Here is a 17,294-nt window from a genome sequence, read left to right on the forward strand (position 1 = left end):
GACCCCTTGTACTAGACGTACCAAAAGTTTAGACAAAATTAAACAATATTTTATTGTAAAGAATTCGTATTATACCGGACTCTTTCCTTTTAGACTTAATTTTATTATTTCATTATTATAATAATTGATACATTCTTTTATTTCTTTTTAAGCTTTTCAATGGTTGCGAACTTTTATGATGTAAAACATTTCAGACTTTAGTGTTCCAAAGAAATTTTCGATCACAGCATTATCCAGGTGTAATCTCAGCAGCTATATTACAGGTGCAGACAGAGAGGTAACCCACAACCATAGAATACTTCTCAAGTGGTAAAAACCTTTGTGGAAAACTACAGAAATAGTAACTATAGTCCATACAAATTTAATGGTAAGGAACTTGATGCAGAAACTTGGAGCAAGGTATTATAATCCAAGAGTTTCCCTTCAGTTAATGTGCATTCGTCTACGGAAAATAGCTCATGGCTCTCTCCATTGGATTAGGGAATAGTATAAATAAACTAACAACTAAGCCAGTTGAGAAAATGGAAGTAGTTGTAATAAAAACAGCAAATTATAAGCTCTAGACCCAGCAAGAGATCTTGAGATTCAGCGGATGAGGCAAAGAGAAGCTGAAAAGCAAAGACAGATAGAACGAAAAAATTAGATGAAGCAATTAGATTAGAAACAGGTAAATAAGCTATGGATTATTATTTAAAAGAACATTTTGTTGTTAAGTTTTTTTTATTTTTATTACTTGGATTTGGTATATTAATATTTTCATATAGAATCTTCAAATCTTACAAAAAGGAAGATTTAGAACCAATAAAAGAGAATACCTACAGCCGGATGATTTATTGGCGTTCAATAGGAGGAATGCTTTTAGGGGTGTTCATTATTGGCATGTCACTATATATGTTGTTTGAAGATTTAACTAAACCTATAGAAGATAACGGTAATAAATTTGAAAAAGTTTATGTCAAATAACTAACAGAAAAGAACCGCCACAACATTGTAGCGGTTCTTTTCATAAAGCAAATAATTCTCTACATTTATCATTCAAAAATAAAAATACCTCCATCAGAAAAATATCCCGTTCATCATTACCTCCAAACAGTTTCAGCTGATGACTGGAACACGGGATTCTCGTATTCAGGTAGAACCAAATATTTTACAGTGGCAAAAGATGCGGTTTTATATGGTAATTTCCAGATGATAAAACATTTTTAGAAATCAGAACAAAAATAAAAATGTGAATAAATGAATAAAAAAATAATACTATTCATCAATATAATTATATTGGTATTGATGTCTTTGATTTCTCTTTTATGCTATAGGGAAGAAACGATAAAGAAACAAAATTTACCTATTGTTTGTTCAGTAGTTCAAATGGATTGTGCCGGTTCATCAAGAAATCATCCAAAAGTATATATACAATATAATCAAAAGAGAGAATCTGTGGATGTAACGAATTGTAATAATTTAAAGGTAGGGCTAAATAAAAGAGATTTTTTTATGATAAACTGTTGGATAGAGTATTTTATATAAATTCAGGAATAAAAAAAGGATGGTTTGTTGCATTGGGAGTTTTCATATTTTCTCTGTTATTTTGGATTATTCCTAAAAATCGCCTTTGATCAGTTAAATTAATACATTGTAGAAATACAATACATATTTAATCTGGATGATGGTAGTGGATAATTAAGTAGTAATAAACTAATTAGAATAAGAAAATTAGATGAAGCAACGATTAAATAAATTATGGGATCGTTATTTGAAAAAAACCTTAACCTGAATAAATGAAAGCTGATAAGAATTTAATTAAAAAAATATTGTTAACTATATCAATAGTATTCGCTTTATACTATTTTATAAGTTTAATAATTTTTAGAGGAAACTTCATTGTCGAACATTATTATTCTTTTAATTCTAAAGAAGATAGTAGAAAAAATGGGGTCTTACTTTCAGATAATCTTGATCTGAAAATTAAGGGAGATTCTTTAATGAAAATTCCCAACTTAGATCAGAAATTTTATTCTAATAAATCAACATATCAAAAATTTTATGGCTTTTTGATTTGTATAAATAATGAAGATACTGAATATCGTAGAATAGCTTGGGAAGAACCAATAGAAATGTCTGAAAATAGAAATTGGATAATTAAAAATAATGGAGTGTATAAAGGAGAAGCTTTCTATGTTGGGCATTGTGATGCAAAAATTGGAAGTACTATTATTTTATCTGTAGAAAATCCTAAAACAAGCAATAAAATTGGTTTTATTGAAATTAAAATTCATTAATTAAGATTCCTAATTTTTTCCTTTTAAAGTGCCATTACAATGTTTTGGATCGTCCTTTTATAAGTGAAAATTCTCTACATTTATCATTCAAAAACAAAAATGGCTCCATCAGAAAAAAACATCCCTACCCATCACCTCATCACCGAACAGTTTCAGTTGATGACTCTGGACACGGGTCATCCGGAGAATTTTAATGATATTCACCGGCATAATTTCTTTGAGATCATATGGTTTCAGAAAGTGAAAGAAAACAGCAGCCTGGAATTGGATTTTGAAAGTTATAGCCTCGAAAATAACCAGATCTGTATCATTGCACCCGGCCAGGTATTCAATATGAAGCTGAGAGGAGAAAAGGGGTATGTAATTGCCGTTAGCAGAGAAATATTTAAAGAAGCGTGTGATATTGAATCCATCTTGGCGGGAGGAACAATTCCTTTCTTATTGGATGTAGAAAATGAGACAACCTGTAGTATGGTTATTTCGCTTATAGAGAAAGAATATAATGGTATGTCGAGGATCGGTTTATTAAAAACTTATCTGAGAGCATTCTGTATTATTATTACAGAACAGATCAGCTTGCAGGATCCATCAATTAATGACAGACAGCGTATCTATCAGCTGGTAAGCCTGATCGAAGAACATTATACAGCTGAAAAAGATACTCGTTTCTACGCAGATCAAATCAAAATAAGCACACATCATCTCAATGATATTGTCCGCCGTTCAAGAGGAACTACCGTGAAAAGAATGATTGCCCAGCGTCTTTTGCTGGAAGCTAAAAGGGAACTGAGCTTTGGAGCATTAACTATTAAAGAAATTGCTTTTAAACTTGGATTCAGCGATGCTTCCTATTTTTCCCGCTTTTTCAGAAAACAGACAGGTCAGAATCCTGAAGGATTTAGAGTGGAAAAGGATCAAGGAAAATGAACGGTCAATTCTACTGCGTAGGTGAAATGTGAATCCCTGCAACCCTAAAGCCTGCACCCCGAATCCCGGAACTCATACCTCGAACCCACATCCTCAGTTTGTACCGGTATTCCTTCAGTTCCTGTATTGAGTGGCTTTACTTTTTAAGGAATTTTGCCGGCAGAAAAACCGCCTTTGCGGATTGTTTTTACTGACTTACCCTTTATGAGAAACTTAAGTATCGTAGTGTTTATTCTGGCACTGCTCAACACCCTTGAATCACTGAGTATTGATCTTTATCTCCCTGCTTTTCCAAGTATGGCGCAGATATTTCAGACTGATATCGGGCATATCCAGATTTCAATTTCCGTATTCTTTGCAGGATTTGCTTTCGGGCAGCTTCTTTGGGGACCTTTATCGGACAAAACCGGACGAAAACCAATGCTGTACTGCGGACTTTTACTGTTTATCGCAGGAGCCACTGCCATCTTCTTTACAGAAAATATTTACGTATTGTGGGCCATGCGTTTTTTGCAGGCATTCGGAGGAAGTGCAGGAATTGTAATAGGCCGGGCCATTGTTATTGACCTGTACGACCGGCAGAAATCTGTAGCCATCTTTTCCCAACAGTCCCAGATAAGCGGTATTGCTCCCATTATTGCTCCATTACTAGGAAGTGTTTTTCTTAAATTCTGGGGATGGAACAGCTCCTTTGCTTTTTTAACTATTCTTGGACTGATCACCCTGTTTATGGTGTTTAAATTTGTTCCTGAAACCAATTCGAAGAAGCCCCTTTCCGATCATTCAGAAGATGAAAAAAGTTAAAAGACCATCTTAAAACCATCATATCCAACAAAGAATTCATCAGCAGTACCATGATTGGAAGTATCGCATTTGCTTCCCTTATTATTTATATTTCCAATGCCCCGTTTTTATTTATGAAGCTTCACGGATTCTCCAGCGGTGTTTTTAGTCTGATATTTGGATTCAATTCATTAGCCCTGATAACAGCCGCCTACCTCACCCCTAAGTTAATAAAGAGAATAAGCGATACAAAGCTTTTATTAACGGCTACCCTGATATTGCTGGCGGTATGCAGTCTTCACATCCTCATCGCAGCCGCAAACCTTTCAGTAATACTGGAAATTATGATGCTGTACCTGTCATTGCTGGCCATAGGAGTTCTCTTTCCGATTACTTCTGCTCATGCTTTATCACCTTTCAAAGAAGGACGTGGGACCGCCGCTGCTGTAATGGGCTTTATGCAGCTTATGGTTACCTTTATACTTTCAGGACTTGCCGGTTTTTTAGAGGCAGATTCCATTATACCGATGGTTCTGATCCGGGCAGGTATTGCCTGTATCGCAGTTTGGTTTGGCTATCGTTCATTTAAAAATAAAAAAGCGGCTCTATAATTTTTACCGGAACAGGAAACCATTTTACGTTATCAGGCTGTTTCTCCGTTTGGTCATACCATCCGGGCACTTAATCAAGTAATTTTTGTAAACCATCCCCAAAAGTCTCTCTTTGCATAAAATTTAAAATATGAAAAGACATCTTTTGGCAGCTGCTGGCTGTCTGCTTGGCTGTTGGGTCAGTGCACAGTCGGGAATATCCGGCGAGCTTAAAACGGAATATATTCCCTTCTCCAGTTATATCCGTCCGGAGGATAGTGTAAAAACAAATTCTAAAAGTAATTTTAAGCGGGCAGATCTTAACCTGAGCATTCCGCTTTCAATGAAGAAAGACAGCAGCGGAAGAGTAAAGGCCTGGTCTGTATTGCTCAGCGGTTCTTATGCAAAAATGACGCACAAAGACTATGAGAAACAGCTATTTCCTGATCAGATGCTCAATGCGCAGGCCGGAATTCAGCACATAAGACCCCTGGGAAAGAAATGGAGCATGATGATGATGGCTTCGGTCGGAATTTATACAGATCTCGAGCAAATAAGTTCCGATGATATCCTGGGACAAGGAGGAGTATTATTTATAAGACATTTTAATCCTAATCTTGCTCTTGGAGCTGGTCCGGTGCTTACAACCGCGTTCGGGGTTCCCATGATCCTGCCATGGATCTATTTCGATTGGAAAACAAACGGAAAAGTTAAGCTGAACATCAACTTCCCGGAAGGAATGGAAGCCGGCTACCTGTTTTCAGACGGATTTGCATTGAAAGCCGTTGTAAACCTCAGCGGAATGACTGTAGAAAGAAATAAAGACGGGAAGTCAATGCTGCTGGGCTATCAGCAGATAACAGCCGGAATTAGACCGGAAATAAAATTAAATGATAAGCTTAGCCTCAGCCTTACAGGAGGAACAGCCCTGCTGAGAAGCTTCAGTGAAAACGACAGAAAAATCAAAAGCATTTTTAAAGACAAAAAAATGGATGACCCGAAATTTGCCACCACATTTTATGCAGCCGTATCGCTGAAGTGGAATCTGCCATAAAGAAATCAATGGAAGATGGGAGAGAAAAATTAATATCCAACGTCTATTGCATGTCTTCACCTATTAAAATTATTCTTGTACAGATATTAATAAAAGGAAGTAGAATGATGATCCCCTTCAAAAAACTTCCCGCTCCCGTCTTCCTTCTAAGCTATTTACTGATAAGCTTCTTATACACCACCTGATTCAGCAGTTCCTCCTTTCGGGTACGGGAAATAGGAAGCTCTGTTTTATTGATAAACAACCGGCCGCCTGAGATCATATCAATATGGGTAATATTGATCAGGAAAGATTTATGGATCCTGAAAAAATGTTCAGTCGGCAGAGATTCCTCAATGGCTTTCATCGTTTGGTGGATCACCAGGGATTTATCTTTAAAATGAAGCTTTGTATAGTTCTGCATACTTTCAATGTATAAAATATCCACCCAGGAAACCTTTATAAAGGTGTCAGACTGTCTTACATACAGAAATGGATCATCCAAAGGAGAATTCTTCTTCATCTTTTCGGACACAATGAACTGCTGCTGAGCTTTGTTTACGGCCTGGTAAAAACGGTTAAAAGCAATCGGCTTCAAAAGATAATCTACAACCTGAAGGCGGTAACCTTCCAATGCATATTCTGAATAAGCGGTTGTTAAAATACACAAAGGAGGATTTTCCAGTTGTTCCAGGAATTCCAGGCCGCTTAAATACGGCATATTGATATCAAGAAAGAGAAGATCAATTTCCTTTTCCTTTACCACAGTGCCGGCCTCCAGAGCGCTGGCGCAGGTTCCTTCAACCGTTAAAAAATCAATCTGACCGGCCAGTTCTTTCATGTGAAATCTTGCAAGAGGTTCATCATCTATAATCAGGCATTTCATTTTAGGAACATTACTCATTTTCGTTCGACAGTTTTAAGGTTAATGTTACTTTGTACACGGTATTATCAGATTCAATTGTAAGATCATGGGATTCCGGGTATTGAAGTTTCAGGCGTTTTTTTATATTTTGAAGACCTATACCGCTGGATCCTTCTTTCCTTTTATAGATTGCCACATCTGAATAGCTGTTTTCGGCATAAAACACAAGAATTCCGTCTTTTTCAAGGCAGGAAATTGCCACATAGCCCTTTTGCCCGGGAAGTCTGCAGACGTATTTAAATGCATTTTCAATAAGAGGGACGAGCAGGAGAGGAGCGATGAATGCCCCTTTACTTTCGATGTTCCATTCCGCTTTTACGTCCAGCTCATTGCCCCACCTCAGTTTTTCTACCTCTACAAGATTCTGCAGATGCTCAATGTCCTGGATCACCGGGACCAGGTTCTGGCTGCAGTGGTAAAGCTGGTAACGCAGAATATCCGAAAACTTAAGCAGTAAATAATCCGCAAGTTTCGTATCGGTTTTCATTAAAATATGAATATGGTTCAGGATATTGAACACCACATGGGGATTGATCTGGTCCTGCAAAAGCTTCAGCTGATTTTCCAGATGAGCCTGCTGAAGAAGGATATGGTCCCGCTCAATTCTTCCGTGCTCCTGATAAAACTTGATACCGCATGCAGATCCGTTGATCAGAAAAGAGGCAGGGATAGACATATAAAAACCTTTCCATAAAACAGGAATATGATTCCGGAACCCGGGAGGAAGCTGGTTTTTAGATTCAACTTCGATATAAGTGAAAATGACAGCATAGATCAGGCTCAGGAGAAGAATGACAGCAGCAGCCTGAAAAAGGAATAGCTTCATTTTTTTTAATCTTAATGCTCTTGGAAGAAGTTTTGTGGTAAGCGCATGTGTAAAAAGAAAAGAGACAATAACCAGCACAACGGTTTGAAGGAAAGCCGTATCACGGTCGCCGCTCGATTGAAAGTTCACGTACACCGCAACAGCAAACACCAGCCAGAAAATGGTAACAAAAATATATTTTCTTAAAATAAATGGTTTTGTCATGGATAAGATAAAGTGGATTTATAAAAAATTAGAAACTGCAGGACGCAGTTTCTAATACGTAAAGATAATTCAAGTTTTTAGAATAAGAAGTATCCTATCCCGAGCGTAAAGCTGTGCGGCTTGGATTTAAATTCCTTACTGATGCTTGACAGACCGGTTTCATACCTCAGATCTGCCGTGAAATTTTTATAGTCAATTCCTATACCTCCCGTAACCCCGATATTGGATTTATCAAAATTTTTAAAGCCATCCTGCAATGCTTTAGAGGTTGATAGGTTATTTTTAAAAGCATAGCTGTAAACGCCTCCGGCAAACGCTCTTACATTAAAATCCTTATCGTTGATAAGTTTATAACCGATAACGATCGGAATATCTACTGAATTCCAGGTCAGTTTCGGAGAACTCCCGTCTTTGGAATCAAATGATGTTTTTCTTTTGTTGAATAAAGCCTCTCCCTGTACATAAAGCCTTCCGATATCCATCCTGGTCATAATTCCACCCTGATACCCGAAGCCGTACTTTCCTTCCAGTGAGGAAGATTCCGTTGAGGTTTTGGTAAAATTGGCACCACCCTTGATCCCGATATGGAAAGCCGGGGTTTGCTGTGCTTTGGTTTCTACCGAACAGGTAATACATAATAAAAAAGTGCTTAGTGCTAAAATCTGCTGTTTCATAAACTGTTGTTAATAATTTGATGCAAAACAACAACGATCAGGATGCTTATGAAACTTTATTTGATGAACGGCACAGATGCTTTGACAAGGATCTGTTTTTGGATGAATGAAATAAAAAAACCGGAAGCAGATCTTCCGGCGGTTGTATTAAAAAGGTTCTTCTTCACAAATGGTGGGTGGAATGCAGCCTCCGCCTCCGCCACCCGGATTCCCTCCGCCTACCGCAATACATGTTCCCGGATTTCCGTCAGCATCCATTTCACAGGCTTTTCCGAAAGTACAGTCACAGTCTGTCCAGCAATAGGCAGAATCGCCGCTCATATGGCATCCGTTGCCTCCTCCGCCAAGAATCAATGCAAGATTCTTTCTTGAAATTTTCTTAATGTTTCTCATAATAATTTGATCTTTAAAGTTAGTAATCTGGTATTTACGTAAATATACCAAAAAATAAATCATTTCATCAGAAAGAGAAGTAGGATAGAAATTGCAAGTAAAAGCCAGGCTAAGTTGGCAAGAAATCAATGTCAATTAATTTGGTCAACTTGAATATGTCCGTTTTTAGATCAAAACTTTGCGTTGAAAAGCTCTCAGAAATAAAAAACCGCTGTTCTCACAACGGTTTAAAATTATTTTTTACTGAAATTTAACTGTAAAGGAAGACTGACTACAGAAAGGACAGGTCTGCCATTGGACTCTGCCGGCTTCCATTTCCCTTTGTCCTTGATACGGTAAAAAGCAGCTTCTATAAAAGCATTCACATCTTCATTACTCCCTTTTACCCTTGCATTAAAAACATTTCCATTAGAATCCAGAGTGAATTTCAAAGTAATCTTATAAGGATTTACTGCAAAATTCAGGAAAGTAAGGTCTACAGCTTCATTTAAAAGTTTTTGAAAAGAGGCTTTTCCGGTTTCATATTCGGCTTCCTTTGTAATTTTGGGAGCTGCAGGAGGCGGAACATCCGTAAAAGTTTTCTTTTCCTCCTCGGAAATTTTCTCTAAAGCATTTTTGTATGCCGAAATCTTTTCCTCTGTGAGAAGCCATTCCTGCTTGGTTCTTTCATCATTAGGCTTCGGATATTTCTTGTACAGAGACTTGATCTTTCTTTCATACCGGGAATCTGCTTTCTGAAATTCAGAAACCTGGGCATAGCTGAAAGAAAAAATGAAAATAAGGGCTAATGCTGAAAGTTTTTTCATCAGGATTAGGCTTTTACAATATTAATGATTACTTCAGTTGCTTTTTCCATGCTTTCCAGGGCCACATATTCGTAAGGTCCGTGGAAGTTCATTCCTCCTGCAAAAATATTCGGACAAGGAAGTCCCATGTAAGAAAGCTGGGCTCCATCCGTTCCTCCTCTGATCGCTTTGATTAAAGGTTCAATACCCGCTTCTTTCATTGCTTTTGCAGCAAGGTCAATGATGTGCATTTTTCCTTCAAACTGCTGCTTCATGTTTCGGTACTGTTCTTTAATCTCCACTTCAGCGGTTCCTTCTCCGTATTTCTGGTTGAATTCAGCCACTTTTTCCTCCATGAATTTCTTTCTGGCTTCAAATTTTTCTTCGTCGTGATCACGGATGATGTATTGTAGTTTAGCCTCAGAAATATCAGCTGTAATGTCCATTAAATGATAAAACCCGTCAAAACCTTTTGTCGTAGCCGGAGTCTCATTGGCCGGAAGCAATTGTATAAATTCAGCGGCCAGAAGAGCTGCATTCACCATTTTTCCGTAAGCATAGCCCGGGTGAACGCTCAATCCGTGAATTTTTACCACAGCTCCTGCGGCGTTAAAGTTCTCATACTCAAGTTCTCCCACTTCGCTTCCATCCATCGTGTAAGCCCATTCAGCACCGAATTTAGCTACATCAAATTTATGGGCGCCTCTTCCGATCTCTTCATCAGGTGTAAATCCTACAGCAATTCTTCCATGTTTTATTTCCGGGTGGGCAATAAGGTATTCTGCAGCCGTTACAATCTCTGCACATCCTGCTTTGTCATCGGCTCCAAGAAGCGTGTTTCCGTCTGTAGTGATCAGCGTCTGGCCAATATATTTTTTTAAACTTTCAAATTTTGAAGCGGATAATGTAAATCCGGTAGTTGGGTTTAAAAGAAGATCACTACCATCATAGTTTTCCCAAACCTGCGGCTTCACATTCTCCCCGCTGAAATCCGGAGACGTGTCATAATGTGAAATAAAACCTATCGTAGGTCTGTCATCATTCTCCAGGTTGGAAGGAACATATCCCATGATATAACCATTGTCATCAATAGAAACATTTTCCAGGCCTATCGTTTTCAATTCTTCAGCAATATATTTTGCAATATCCCACTGTCTGGGCGTAGAAGGTGTTGTTTCACTTTCTGCATCGCTGGTTGAGTATATCTTTACATAGGCAAGAAAACGGTTCAGTAATTTCTCTTTCCACATCTGGTTAAATTCGATTGCGCTCATGAATTTTAAATTTCAACAAATATACAATGTAAATTTTTCAAATTCTGGTTTTAAAGGAGAATTTCAACCCTGGATGCGATTTCATTTCCTAATCCGGAACCACAATTTCGATAATCAAATAAATTGTTATAACTTGCATCAATTATGATGTCCAAACGTTGCAAATATGCTTTGAAAGCAATGGTTAGATTGGCAAGAAACTACAATCAGGGATTTTTGTCAACCGCTATTATTGCACAGGATGAGAATATTTCCAAAAAATTTTTAGAACAGATCCTTCTTGAGCTGAAAAGAGCCAAGTTGGTCAACAGTAAGCAGGGAACCGCCGGAGGATATTACCTACTGAAGTCGCCTGATGATATCTCGTTGGCTGATATCTATCGTATTTTTGAAGGTCCTATTGCCTTAACTCCTTGTATTTCAATAAATTTCTATGAGCCTTGTGACGACTGTGTAGACGAGGCGACCTGCTATCTTAGGAATGAGCTGATCATTGTAAGAGAGAAAACAAGAAAAAGCATGATGGAAGCCACTCTTACTTCTTTCATCAAAAACAGCTGAATTTTTTTTAATTTTTATATCCTACTAATTTGGTAGGATAAATAGGATTTATATATATTTGCAGAAGTTAATTTCAATTCACAATGGAAAATACTCTGAAAATAGAATTCGATAAATTGCTTGGAGAGGCCTCTGGGGGCACTTTTGCCAATGATTTTTTAGAGGTTCTTGCCAAAAAATTTCCTGCAGAAGTCATCTTTTCTACCAGCTTCAGTTACGAAGACCAGGTAGTCACCCACCTGATAAAAAATCTTGATATTGATATTTTTACGCTGGACACGGGAAGACTTTTTGAACAGACTTACGAAACATGGGCCTCATCCAGAGCGTTCTTTAAAAAAAATATAAAAGCCTATTATCCGGATCCGGAATCTCTGCAGCAATTTGTTTCAGAAAACGGGCCGGATTCTTTTTATCAGTCCGTAGAGCAGAGAAAAGCTTGCTGCAATATCAGGAAGGTAGTTCCTCTCAAAAAGGCACTTCAGGGATATAAAGTCTGGATCACCGGATTACGTTCGGAGCATTCCGCGGGAAGAGGACAGATGCCGCAGCTGGAATGGGACCCGGATCATCAGATTATAAAATTCCATCCCATCCTTCACTGGACAACGCAGCAGGTCGCAGAATATGTTCAAAATCATCAGTTACCTTATAATTATCTTCATAAAAAAGGATTTGTAAGCATCGGATGCGAACCGTGTACAAGAGCGATCAAAGAAGGGGAAGATTTCAGAGCAGGCCGCTGGTGGTGGGAAGATGCAGATAAAAAAGAATGCGGTTTACATGTTCATCAATAAAAAATACAATATGTCATTATATCATTTAAATTATTTAGATCAGCTAGAAGCAGAATCCATCTATATCCTGAGGGAAGTGGCAGGGCAGTTTGAGCGTCCGGCTTTATTATTCAGCGGAGGGAAAGACAGCATTGTATTGGCTCATCTTTCGGCAAAGGCATTTCCCCACGGGAAGATTCCTTTCAAATTTGTTCATGTGGATACGGGGCACAATTTTCCGGAAGTTTTAAGCTTCAGGGATGAGCTGGCCACAAAACTGAATGTAGATCTGGTGGTAAGGAAAGTAGAAGATACCATTCGGGAACGAAAACTTACAGAGCCGAAAGGAAAATTCCCAAGCCGCAATTGGTTGCAGACCTTTACATTACTGGATACCATTGAGGAATTTGAATTTGATGCATGCATCGGAGGAGCACGCAGGGATGAAGAAAAGGCCAGAGCAAAAGAGAGAATATTTTCTGTAAGGGACGAATTCGGACAATGGGATCCCAAGCTGCAGCGTCCTGAACTTTGGAATATTTTCAATGGAAAAATCCACAAAGGAGAAAATGTAAGGGTTTTCCCGATCAGCAACTGGACAGAGCTGGATGTATGGAATTATATCAGAAGAGAGAAAATTGAACTGCCATCTATTTACTTCTCTCATGAAAGGGAAGTCGTAGACCTCAACGGGCAGTGGATCGCGAATTCTGAATTTGCCGTACTGGAAGAAAGTGATACCGTAACAACAAGAAGAATCCGTTACCGTACCGTAGGAGATATGACCTGTACTGCCGCAGTAGAATCTGAAGCAGCTACCGTAGACAAAGTCATTGAGGAGATTGTCGCCACCAGAATTTCAGAAAGGGGCGAAACCAGAATTGACGACCGCGTGACCGAAGCCGCAATGGAAGACCGTAAAAAAGGAGGCTACTTTTAATAAGTAATGAGCGATGAGTAATGAGAAATAATAAAGTACAAACCCATTACTTATTACTCATCATTTATCATTCATCAATCATCATTTATAAAAAACTCGTGGATATATTAAGATTAATAACAGCAGGAAGCGTAGATGACGGTAAAAGTACCCTCATCGGAAGACTGCTTTACGATAGCAAGAGCATTTTACAGGATCAGCTGGAAGTGCTTGAGAAACATTCTAAAAACAAAAATGAAGACGGTGTGGATCTGGCTCTTTTAACGGATGGGCTCCGTGCAGAAAGAGAACAGGGAATCACCATTGATGTCGCCTACCGGTACTTTTCGACATCCAGAAGGAAATTTATTATTGCAGATGCTCCGGGACATGTTCAGTATACCCGAAACATGATTACCGGAGCTTCCAATTCCGACCTGATGATCATCCTGATCGATGCCCGGAAAGGAGTTATCGAGCAGACAAGAAGACATTCCATCATTGCTTCATTGCTGAAACTGAAAAAGGTAGCCGTTGCCATCAATAAAATGGATATGATAGACTATTCGGAAGAAGTCTTTGAAAACATAAAAGCAGATTATTCCAAAATTGCTGAAGAACTGGGTCTGGAAGATGTTACCTATTTCCCGATTTCAGCATTGAAAGGAGATAATATCGTTTCATTGTCGGCCGTTACCGATTGGTATAAGGGAAATTCCCTTCTAGAATATCTGGAAGAAGTGGAGATTGACCTTGAGCAGAACAGCGGAAGCCGTTTCCAGGTACAGTATGTCATCCGTCCCCAGACTGAAGAATTACATGATTACAGAGGGTACGCAGGGCAGATTGTAAGCGGAAATTTTCAGAAAGGAAGCAAGATCGCTATTCTGCCGGCAGGGATTATCACCGAAATTTCATCCATAGAAGTCAATGGAGCTGAGGTTCAGGAAGCTTTTGAAGGGCAGCCGGCTGTTATTCAGCTCAAAGATGATATCGATGTCAGCAGGGGAGATTTCTTCACCTCAGCAGAAGAGCTTCCGAAGGTGGAAAAAGAGATAGAGGTTTTACTGTGCTGGCTGGATCAGAAAGGGCTTCAGCCCGGAAATAAATATGTTTTGCAGCATCACAGCAGACTGTTGAAAGCAGTGGTAAAACAGGTAGAGTACAAAATCGATGTCAATACACTGGAAAAAGAGACTGCAGATGAAGGGATCAAGCTCAATGAAATAGCAAAAGTAACCATACGTACAGCACAGCCTTTGGTATTTGATGATTTTGTAAGCAATAAAAAAACAGGTTCGGCCATTTTAGTGGATGAAACGTCCAATACGACCGTTGCGGCATGTATAATTCAGTAGATGATGGCAGTTTCAGATTATTTTATTAGCAAAGTCCTTGAGAAAAAGAAAAGCAGTTCGGCAGGCTTCTTTGATAAAATCAAAATGGAAGATTTCGTCACAGAATTATACAGTTCACTGTTTCTTTCTCAGCAGTTCGATACAGCAGATCAGCTTCAGAATGATTTTGAACTATTGGAGCAGCTTCTTCTGGATTTGATTAAAAGCATTAAACCGGATAAGGTTGCAGCTGAAAAGCATACTCAGGATTTCTTTCTTGCACTGCCGGAAATTTATAGTAAACTCATCCTTGACGCTGAATCTATTCTCGAATTCGATCCTGCTACGGAATCTCTGGAAGAAATCCTTCTTTCCTATCCCGGATTTTTTGCAACATATGTTTACAGAATTTCCCATCAGCTGTGGATTCAGAAAGTGAAAACCCTGCCCCGTGTGATATCGGAATACGGACACAGCAGGACAGGAATAGATATTCATCCCGGAGCGGTCATCGGAGAACATTTCTTCATTGACCACGGAACGGGAATCGTCATCGGAGAAACCACCCGTATCGGGAATCATGTGAAGCTGTATCAGGGAGTAACCCTCGGCGCTTTGAATGTTTCAAAAGATAAAGCCAACGAAAAAAGGCATCCCAATATTGAAGACCATGTCATTATTTATTCAGGGGCAACGATTTTGGGCGGAGAAACAACGGTAGGAAGAGACAGTATCATCGGAGGAAATGTATGGATTACCCAAAATGTACCTCCCAATTCTCTGGTCTATAATAAAAGTGAAATAAAAATAAAAGACAACGGGCCGCTCCCGGAATCTTTAACATTTGTGATATAGTAAGGATAAATTTTAACCGTTAAGAATGAGTTTCTTAATCATTTTAACAGTCTAATTAATCCTTAATGATAAAAAATTCATGATTTAAAATTTAAAAAACAACATAAAATTGAGTCGGTATGAAGTTCCAGAACACATTAGAAACCATCGGAAATACCCCGGTCGTTAAAATTAATAAACTTTTCGGTACAGAACACGAAGTTTGGATCAAACTTGAAAAATCCAATCCCGGAGGAAGCATCAAAGACAGAATTGCTTTATCCATGATTGAGGACGCAGAAGCTAAAGGTCTTTTGAACAAAGACAGTATTATTATAGAGCCAACCAGTGGAAACACCGGAATCGGGCTGGCTTTGGTTGCTGCCGTAAAAAATTACAAGCTGATTCTCGTGATGCCTGAAAGTATGAGTCTGGAACGCCGCAAAATTATGGAATCATACGGAGCAGAATTCGTTCTCACTCCCAGAGAAAAAGGAATGAAAGGGGCCATTGAAAAAGCCGAAGAGCTGGCTCAGCAGACCCCGAACTCATGGATCCCGAGACAGTTTGATAACCCTGCGAACGTTAAAGTGCATGTGGAAACCACTGCCCAGGAAATCATTAAAGATTTTCCTGACGGACTTGATTATCTGATCACCGGCGTTGGAACCGGAGGGCACATCACCGGAATTGCGAAGGTTCTTAAGCAGAAGTTTCCCAATATCAAAGTTGTTGCCGTAGAACCGGAACTGTCACCTGTCCTTAGCGGAGGAGCTCCGGCACCGCATCCGTTGCAGGGCCTTGGCGCCGGATTTGTTCCATCCATTCTTGATACCGCTCTTTTGGACGAGATTGTTCAGATCGGAAAAGAGGAAGCTTTTGAATATACCAAAGAAGCTGCAAAGAAGGAAGGCCTTTTCGTTGGGATTTCTACCGGAGCCGCTTTAGCTGCAGTCGCAAAAAAACTACCTGAAATACCAGCAGGATCAAATATTCTGACCGTAAATTATGATACCGGCGAAAGGTACCTGTCCATAGAAGGACTTTTCTAGACGTCACTAATAAAAAGATTTAAAATGAAACAAAATAGCAATTCGCCACAGGTTTTCCTGGTAGGCGCAGGACCCGGCGACCCTGATCTGATCACTGTAAAAGCCGTAAAAGCCATTGCTTCAGCCGATGTGATCTTATGTGACCGTCTGGTAAGCCCTGAAATTATAGAACGCTACGCTCCTAAAAAAGCTGAAATCGTATATGTGGGAAAAGAATGCAGTAAAAATGCTTCCACCCCGCAATCCCGTATCAATACCCTGATTGTTGAGTATGCCGCTCAGGGAAAGACCGTGGTCAGGCTCAAAGGAGGAGATATCTCTTTTTTTCCAATGTCTTAGACGAATTGATAGTATTGAAGCAATATCAGATTCCATTCGAAATAGTGCCGGGAATCACAGCGGCTTCAGGGGCGGCGGCCTATGCCGGAATGCCTTTAACAGCAAGAGGTTATGCGACATCAGTCCGTTTTCTCACCTATTACAAAACCGAAATTCTCAGTGATGATTACTGGAAAGAGCTTGGAACATCAGAAGACACCCTTGTTTTCTATATGTCCAAAGGAAACCTGAACGGACTGGTAGATCAGTTTTTATCAGTAGGAAAAACAGAAGGCAAAAAGATCGCCGTCATTGAACAGGCTACCACCCCTTACCAGAAAGTATACACTTCATCTCTGGAAGATTTTCACGAGAAATTAGGAAATAAAGATTTTGTATCACCATCATTGGTGGTAATCGGTAAAGTAGTGAACCTGCACGAAGAGTTTTCCTGGCTACAGGAGCCTACACAGGAAGGGATTTATTTTAAATCTGTAACGAACGGAACTGTAGTGTCAAACCCTCAAAATATTTTTCAATATGCTGTCTGAAACCAAATTAAATGCTCTCAAAGAAATATCCGGCAGCTTCTCCAGAGATGAAGCCGTCTGGGCCAGTGGTTTCCTGGCAGGCCTTGCCGGGTCATCAGTTGCGGTGCAGGAAATTATTTCTCCTGCAGCTCATGCTGAAACATTTTCTCAGAAAAAAATTACACTTGCTTATGGTACCGAAACCGGAAACAGCAAAAAGCTGGCGGTAGAATTGGCAGGAGTCATTAAGAAAAAGGAGTTCAGGTAAAGCTGGCAG

The 17,294-nt window shown here is 39.2% G+C and carries 19 protein-coding genes and 2 pseudogenes; 14 read left to right on the top strand and 7 right to left on the bottom strand.

The window, feature by feature from the left end; all coding sequences use genetic code 11:
• Window positions 1–69: 69 nt before the first annotated feature.
• Window positions 70–237, bottom strand: a pseudogene (locus N4G44_RS02455) (IS3 family transposase); the annotation flags it as partial.
• A 441-nt stretch (window positions 238–678) separates the two neighbouring features.
• Between N4G44_RS02455 and N4G44_RS02460 the strand changes: the two are divergent.
• From N4G44_RS02460 to N4G44_RS02485, 6 genes are all read left to right on the top strand, one after another.
• On the top strand, window positions 679–963 hold the full coding sequence (locus tag N4G44_RS02460; RefSeq protein WP_474924474.1) for a hypothetical protein: 285 nt from the start codon (window positions 679–681) through the stop codon (window positions 961–963).
• 812 nt (window positions 964–1,775) lie between these two features.
• Window positions 1,776–2,276, top strand: coding sequence for a hypothetical protein (locus N4G44_RS02465; RefSeq protein WP_474924475.1), 501 nt, complete (start codon window positions 1,776–1,778; stop codon window positions 2,274–2,276).
• A 99-nt stretch (window positions 2,277–2,375) separates the two neighbouring features.
• Complete coding sequence (locus N4G44_RS02470) at window positions 2,376–3,203, top strand: helix-turn-helix domain-containing protein (RefSeq protein ID WP_474924476.1); 828 nt, start codon at window positions 2,376–2,378, stop codon at window positions 3,201–3,203.
• A gap of 204 nt (window positions 3,204–3,407) precedes the next feature.
• On the top strand, window positions 3,408–4,007 hold the full coding sequence (locus tag N4G44_RS02475; RefSeq protein WP_474924477.1) for a Bcr/CflA family efflux MFS transporter: 600 nt from the start codon (window positions 3,408–3,410) through the stop codon (window positions 4,005–4,007).
• A 17-nt stretch (window positions 4,008–4,024) separates the two neighbouring features.
• Window positions 4,025–4,597 (top strand): MFS transporter, encoded by a 573-nt coding sequence (locus N4G44_RS02480; RefSeq protein WP_474925032.1) that lies wholly within the window; start codon window positions 4,025–4,027, stop codon window positions 4,595–4,597.
• Window positions 4,598–4,727: 130 nt separating this feature from the next.
• Entirely contained in the window at window positions 4,728–5,630 is a 903-nt protein-coding gene (locus N4G44_RS02485; protein ID WP_474924478.1) for a DUF6268 family outer membrane beta-barrel protein, read from the top strand.
• Window positions 5,631–5,781: 151 nt separating this feature from the next.
• On the opposite strand, the gene N4G44_RS02490 is transcribed toward N4G44_RS02485, so the two are convergent.
• From N4G44_RS02490 to pepT, 6 genes are all read right to left on the bottom strand, one after another.
• Window positions 5,782–6,513, bottom strand: coding sequence for a LytR/AlgR family response regulator transcription factor (locus tag N4G44_RS02490; RefSeq protein ID WP_474924479.1), 732 nt, complete (start codon window positions 6,511–6,513; stop codon window positions 5,782–5,784).
• On the bottom strand, window positions 6,506–7,564 hold the full coding sequence (locus N4G44_RS02495) for a sensor histidine kinase (protein WP_474924480.1): 1,059 nt from the start codon (window positions 7,562–7,564) through the stop codon (window positions 6,506–6,508). Before N4G44_RS02495 ends, N4G44_RS02490 begins: the two co-directional genes overlap by 8 nt.
• Window positions 7,565–7,641: 77 nt before the next feature.
• Window positions 7,642–8,238 carry a porin family protein gene (locus N4G44_RS02500; protein WP_474924481.1) on the bottom strand — a complete coding sequence of 199 codons (597 nt, stop codon included), beginning with the start codon at window positions 8,236–8,238 and terminating at the stop codon, window positions 7,642–7,644.
• Window positions 8,239–8,385: 147 nt separating this feature from the next.
• The gene (locus N4G44_RS02505) at window positions 8,386–8,631 is read right to left on the bottom strand and encodes a hypothetical protein (RefSeq protein WP_474924482.1); all 246 of its coding nucleotides are present in this window, start codon (window positions 8,629–8,631) and stop codon (window positions 8,386–8,388) included.
• A 233-nt stretch (window positions 8,632–8,864) separates the two neighbouring features.
• Entirely contained in the window at window positions 8,865–9,437 is a 573-nt protein-coding gene (locus N4G44_RS02510; RefSeq protein ID WP_474924483.1) for an energy transducer TonB, read from the bottom strand.
• A 5-nt stretch (window positions 9,438–9,442) separates the two neighbouring features.
• Window positions 9,443–10,690, bottom strand: coding sequence for a peptidase T (gene pepT / locus N4G44_RS02515; protein WP_474924484.1), 1,248 nt, complete (start codon window positions 10,688–10,690; stop codon window positions 9,443–9,445).
• 144 nt (window positions 10,691–10,834) lie between these two features.
• Between pepT and N4G44_RS02520 the strand changes: the two genes are divergently transcribed.
• From N4G44_RS02520 to N4G44_RS02555, 8 genes and pseudogenes are all read left to right on the top strand, one after another.
• Window positions 10,835–11,251 carry an RrF2 family transcriptional regulator gene (locus N4G44_RS02520; protein ID WP_083996783.1) on the top strand — a complete coding sequence of 139 codons (417 nt, stop codon included), beginning with the start codon at window positions 10,835–10,837 and terminating at the stop codon, window positions 11,249–11,251.
• A gap of 83 nt (window positions 11,252–11,334) precedes the next feature.
• Complete coding sequence (locus N4G44_RS02525) at window positions 11,335–12,048, top strand: phosphoadenylyl-sulfate reductase (protein WP_474924485.1); 714 nt, start codon at window positions 11,335–11,337, stop codon at window positions 12,046–12,048.
• Between the two features lie 10 nt (window positions 12,049–12,058).
• A complete protein-coding gene (gene cysD / locus N4G44_RS02530) occupies window positions 12,059–12,967 on the top strand; it encodes a sulfate adenylyltransferase subunit CysD (RefSeq protein ID WP_474924486.1) in 909 nt (302 codons plus the stop codon).
• Between the two features lie 98 nt (window positions 12,968–13,065).
• Window positions 13,066–14,304: a sulfate adenylyltransferase subunit 1 gene (locus tag N4G44_RS02535; RefSeq protein WP_474924487.1), complete on the top strand. Its 1,239-nt coding sequence runs from the start codon at window positions 13,066–13,068 to the stop codon at window positions 14,302–14,304.
• Complete coding sequence (epsC, locus tag N4G44_RS02540; protein ID WP_474924488.1) at window positions 14,305–15,138, top strand: serine O-acetyltransferase EpsC; 834 nt, start codon at window positions 14,305–14,307, stop codon at window positions 15,136–15,138. It begins immediately after the preceding gene.
• A 119-nt stretch (window positions 15,139–15,257) separates the two neighbouring features.
• A complete protein-coding gene (gene cysK, locus N4G44_RS02545; RefSeq protein ID WP_474924489.1) occupies window positions 15,258–16,169 on the top strand; it encodes a cysteine synthase A in 912 nt (303 codons plus the stop codon).
• 24 nt (window positions 16,170–16,193) lie between these two features.
• Window positions 16,194–17,038: pseudogene (gene cobA, locus N4G44_RS02550) on the top strand (uroporphyrinogen-III C-methyltransferase).
• Entirely contained in the window at window positions 17,028–17,285 is a 258-nt protein-coding gene (locus tag N4G44_RS02555) for a hypothetical protein (RefSeq protein WP_474924490.1), read from the top strand. The pseudogene cobA and the gene N4G44_RS02555 overlap by 11 nt, the downstream one beginning before the upstream one ends.
• Window positions 17,286–17,294 lie beyond the last annotated feature (9 nt).

This window comes from Chryseobacterium sp. GTID13, from assembly GCF_056172655.1.

What these genes read in the sequence shown, in the direction of transcription:
- N4G44_RS02460 (WP_474924474.1), top strand. Translation starts at nt 679, where the DNA reads ATGGATTATTATTTAAAAGAACATTTTGTTGTTAAGTTTTTTTTATTT.
- N4G44_RS02465 (WP_474924475.1), top strand. Translation starts at nt 1,776, where the DNA reads ATGAAAGCTGATAAGAATTTAATTAAAAAAATATTGTTAACTATATCA.
- N4G44_RS02470 (WP_474924476.1), top strand. Translation starts at nt 2,376, where the DNA reads ATGGCTCCATCAGAAAAAAACATCCCTACCCATCACCTCATCACCGAA.
- N4G44_RS02475 (WP_474924477.1), top strand. Translation starts at nt 3,408, where the DNA reads ATGAGAAACTTAAGTATCGTAGTGTTTATTCTGGCACTGCTCAACACC.
- N4G44_RS02485 (WP_474924478.1), top strand. Translation starts at nt 4,728, where the DNA reads ATGAAAAGACATCTTTTGGCAGCTGCTGGCTGTCTGCTTGGCTGTTGG.
- N4G44_RS02490 (WP_474924479.1), bottom strand. Translation starts at nt 6,513, where the DNA reads ATGAGTAATGTTCCTAAAATGAAATGCCTGATTATAGATGATGAACCT.
- N4G44_RS02495 (WP_474924480.1), bottom strand. Translation starts at nt 7,564, where the DNA reads ATGACAAAACCATTTATTTTAAGAAAATATATTTTTGTTACCATTTTC.
- N4G44_RS02500 (WP_474924481.1), bottom strand. Translation starts at nt 8,238, where the DNA reads ATGAAACAGCAGATTTTAGCACTAAGCACTTTTTTATTATGTATTACC.
- N4G44_RS02505 (WP_474924482.1), bottom strand. Translation starts at nt 8,631, where the DNA reads ATGAGAAACATTAAGAAAATTTCAAGAAAGAATCTTGCATTGATTCTT.
- N4G44_RS02510 (WP_474924483.1), bottom strand. Translation starts at nt 9,437, where the DNA reads ATGAAAAAACTTTCAGCATTAGCCCTTATTTTCATTTTTTCTTTCAGC.
- pepT (WP_474924484.1), bottom strand. Translation starts at nt 10,690, where the DNA reads ATGAGCGCAATCGAATTTAACCAGATGTGGAAAGAGAAATTACTGAAC.
- N4G44_RS02520 (WP_083996783.1), top strand. Translation starts at nt 10,835, where the DNA reads ATGATGTCCAAACGTTGCAAATATGCTTTGAAAGCAATGGTTAGATTG.
- N4G44_RS02525 (WP_474924485.1), top strand. Translation starts at nt 11,335, where the DNA reads ATGGAAAATACTCTGAAAATAGAATTCGATAAATTGCTTGGAGAGGCC.
- cysD (WP_474924486.1), top strand. Translation starts at nt 12,059, where the DNA reads ATGTCATTATATCATTTAAATTATTTAGATCAGCTAGAAGCAGAATCC.
- epsC (WP_474924488.1), top strand. Translation starts at nt 14,305, where the DNA reads ATGATGGCAGTTTCAGATTATTTTATTAGCAAAGTCCTTGAGAAAAAG.
- cysK (WP_474924489.1), top strand. Translation starts at nt 15,258, where the DNA reads ATGAAGTTCCAGAACACATTAGAAACCATCGGAAATACCCCGGTCGTT.
- N4G44_RS02555 (WP_474924490.1), top strand. Translation starts at nt 17,028, where the DNA reads ATGCTGTCTGAAACCAAATTAAATGCTCTCAAAGAAATATCCGGCAGC.